Origin of the sequence: Micromonospora parastrephiae, assembly GCF_016802865.1 — a bacterium.
In the GTDB taxonomy this organism is placed as follows: Bacteria; Actinomycetota; Actinomycetes; order Mycobacteriales; family Micromonosporaceae; genus Micromonospora; species Micromonospora parastrephiae.
Genome location: NZ_JAEVHM010000337.1, coordinates 1 through 3,305, shown reverse-complemented (window position 1 = coordinate 3,305; position 3,305 = coordinate 1). Strand labels below are relative to the sequence as shown.

Annotated in this window: 3 protein-coding genes and 1 pseudogene; 2 read left to right on the top strand and 2 right to left on the bottom strand. The window is 72.3% G+C overall.

Annotated elements, in window-relative coordinates:
• The coding region (gene thrS / locus JNW91_RS30555) for a threonine--tRNA ligase (RefSeq protein WP_203178945.1) at positions 1 to 1,116 on the bottom strand (1,116 nt) is incomplete at its 3' end.
• A gap of 517 nt (positions 1,117 to 1,633) precedes the next feature.
• Here thrS and JNW91_RS30550 point away from each other — a divergent pair.
• Positions 1,634 to 2,254 (top strand): DedA family protein, encoded by a 621-nt coding sequence (locus JNW91_RS30550; protein WP_203178944.1) that lies wholly within the window; start codon positions 1,634 to 1,636, stop codon positions 2,252 to 2,254.
• Positions 2,255 to 2,349: 95 nt separating this feature from the next.
• A complete protein-coding gene (locus JNW91_RS30545) occupies positions 2,350 to 3,003 on the top strand; it encodes a DUF998 domain-containing protein (RefSeq protein WP_203178943.1) in 654 nt (217 codons plus the stop codon).
• Between the two features lie 49 nt (positions 3,004 to 3,052).
• Here the strand turns inward: JNW91_RS30545 and JNW91_RS30540 are convergent.
• Positions 3,053 to 3,305: pseudogene (locus tag JNW91_RS30540) on the bottom strand (NAD(P)H-quinone dehydrogenase); the annotation flags it as partial.

Genomic DNA, 3,305 nt, shown 5'->3' with positions numbered 1-3,305 from the left:
CAGGCGCAGCGCGAGGTGCCCGTCGGCCACCTCCCGGGCACCCAACACCCCGAGGTACGGGACGCGGCGGCGGGCCGCGTCCCGGATCCGGGAACCCAGCGAGCCGGCGGCGTCGACCTCGACCCGCAGGCCGGCGTCGACGGCCCGCCGGGCCAGCTCCGCCGCCGCGTCGGCCTGGCCGTCGTCGATCGGCAGCAGCACCAGCTGGACGGGCGCGTACCAGGCCGGGAAGGCGCCCTCGTGCACCTCGATGAGGTACGCGAACAGCCGCTCCATGCTGCCGACCAGGCTGCGGTGCACCATCACCGGCCGCCGCCGGCTGCCGTCGGAATCGGTGTACGACAGGTCGAACCGCTCCGGCTTGTCGAAGTCGAGTTGGATGGTGGAGATGGTCGACTCCCGGCCGGCCGCGTCGACGATCTGAATGTCGATCTTCGGGCCGTAGAACGCGGCCTCCCCCGGGGCCTCGACGTACTCCACCCCGGCCAGCGCGTCGCGGAGCAGATCCTCCGCACGGGCCCACTGCGCGTCGTCGCCGACGTACTTCTCGCCCGGCCCGCGCAGCGACAGCCGGAACCCGGCCGGGCGGACGCCGAGCGCGGCGTGCGCCGCCCGGATCAACCCGAGGATCGCCGCGACCTCCTCACCCACCTGCTCGGGCGCGCAGAAGGTGTGCGCGTCGTTGAGCGAGATGGCGCGTACCCGGGACAGCCCACCGAGCACTCCGGAGCGCTCCGAGCGGTACATTCCGCCCAGCTCGGCGATTCGCAGCGGCAACTCCCGGTAGGAGCGGCCCCGGGCCCGGAACACCAGCGCGTGGTGCGGGCAGAGCGCCGGCCGGAGCACGAACTCGTCGTCGGCACTCAGCCGCATCGGCGGGAACATGTCGTCGGCGAAGTAACCGAGGTGCCCGGACAGTTCGAAGAGTTCACGTTTGCCCAGCGGCGGCGAGTAGACGTGCTGGTGGCCGGAGCGACGCTCCAACTCCCGGACGTACTCCTCGACGGCGTGCCGGGCGGCGGCTCCGGCGGGCAGCCAGATCGGCAGGCCGGCGCCGGCCAGCGGATCGGAGACGAAGAGGTCCAGCTCGCGGCCGAGCCTGCGGTGGTCGATCATGTCGGGCTCCTGGATCGGGTACGACCCGGAGGCGACCTGGACACCGAACGCCGCACGGCCCTCGGGGGCGGATCGCCCCGGGGCCTGGTCGACGGTGACTACGTCAGAGCGGCGCGCCGGGGACACCCGGCGTCGTCGTCATCACTACCGCACTGCGCATACGGCCACGCTACCCGCCGGGCGGTCGAGGACGCACCCGGATTACGACGGAGGGAGCAGAGGCGGGCCGCCGGCGCGGGACCCGCCGGCGGCCCTGGCGGCCCGGAATCGTCAGGAACGGGGGACCCGACGGGCGGAGCCGCGCCGACAACGGTACGCCGACGAACGCCGATCCGCCGACCGCTCCGGAGCGGGTGGGACGGTCCGCGAAACCGTCACCCGAGGCCGGTTCGCCTCGTTGTCCAGGGGTGGTCCAGTCGTGTCGACGGTCACGACGGGGCGGGCCTGTCCACGGTGACGCCGGACACGCCGTCAGGCTCGAGACACCCAATCGGCCCCATCCGGCGAGGTGGCAGGCGTGCCCGAACTACTGACTGACGTCGCATCGCCGACGTGGGCGTACCTGGTGCTGCTCGGCCTTCTGATCGCGGACGCGTTCGTACCGGTCATCCCCACCCAGATCGTCATGATCACCAGCGGGGCGCTCACCGTCTACGGCGGGCTCAGCCTGCCGGTCACCATCGCCGTCGGCGCGCTCGGCGTGTTCGCCGGGGACCTGGCCTGCTACCTGCTCGGTCGAGGTGCGCCCGACCGCCGTGCACCCCGGCACGCCGAGCCGAGCCGAGCCCGACGCATGGCCAGCCGGGTCACCCAGGGACTCCGACAACCCGGGCCGCTGGTCATCCTGCTCTGCCGGTTCGTGCCCGGCGGCCGGATGGCGGCCTGCTTCTCGGCCGGTCGCAGTCGCTACCCGTACCGGCTGTTCGTGCTCTACGAGACGATCGCCGCGCTGGGCTGGGCCACCTACGGCGCGCTGGTCGGGCACCTCGGCGGCACCGCGCTCACCGAGTCGGCATGGCGGCTGGCCATCATCGCCACCGCCGCGGCTGCCGGCTTCGCCGCGGCCGGATGGGCGATGACGCTGGTCAGCGCCCGGCACGCCCGCGCCGCCGCCGGACCCGACATCCCCATCGACTGAGGCGATCCTCCGCCTGCCTCTAGGGGTGGTCCCGGGGGACGATTTCGGTGGCCGTCCCGGATCCGGCTCGGGTCCCTGCGGCGACAGGCTGAGGCATGCCTGGAACCCGGAGCCCCGGTCTGCTGGCCCTCGGCGGGATCGCCGTGGCGGCGCTGCTCACCGTGATCGGTCACCTCGAAGTCAACGACGACCTCAACCCGTGGGCGCTGACCATCAGCGACTTCGCCGTCTCCGACCGGGGCGGCGTCATCGACGTCGCCATGGTGGTGCTGGCACTCGCCACCGTGGCACTGCTGTACGGCCTGCGCCGCGCCGGACCACCCCGACCCAGACCCGGCCGGACGGCCGAACTGCTGCTCGGCGCCTGGGTGGCCGGTCTGCTGCTGGCCGCAGTGGTGCCGACGAACGAGCCGGGCACCGCCATGACGTCCGCCGCGTACCTGCACCGGTACGCGTCGGTGGTCGCCTTCCTCGCGCTACCGGTCGGCGGATGGCTGCTCGCCCGCCGGCCCGACCTGGCAACCGCGGCCCGGACGCTGCGCACCCTGGCCCTGCTCAGCCTGACCTTGGCGGCGGCGATGGTCTGGTCCGCCTATCCCGGCGACCGCCTGCTGATCGGCTTGGCCGAGCGTCTCCTCATCCTCACCGAGGTGGCCGTCCTGGCCACGGTGGCGGTGGTCCAGACCCGGGCCGCCACCCTCGTCGATCATGGAGTTGTGGTGCCCCGCAAAAACGGCATCACGGTGTAATTCGGCCACCACACTCATGATCGACCGAGGAAGCCGCGGAGGCCGGGGGTTACTCCAGCTCGTGGAGCATTAGTTGGCGGGCTGCTTCGGTGATCGAGCCGGAGAGGCTCGGGTAGATGGTGATGGTCTGGGCCAGCTCGTTGACCGTCAGGTTGTTCTCCACGGCCATCGTGATCGGCAGAATCAGCTCGCTGGCCTTCGGGGCGACCACCACACCGCCCACCACCTGACCGCTGGCCGGCCGGCAGAACAACTTCACGAAACCGTCGGAGAGGTCGTCCATCTTGGCCCGGGCGTTGCCG

Bases quoted from the DNA above. Each gene is read 5' to 3' on its own strand.
- JNW91_RS30545 (WP_203178943.1), top strand. From the start codon at position 2,350: ATGCCTGGAACCCGGAGCCCCGGTCTGCTGGCCCTCGGCGGGATCGCC.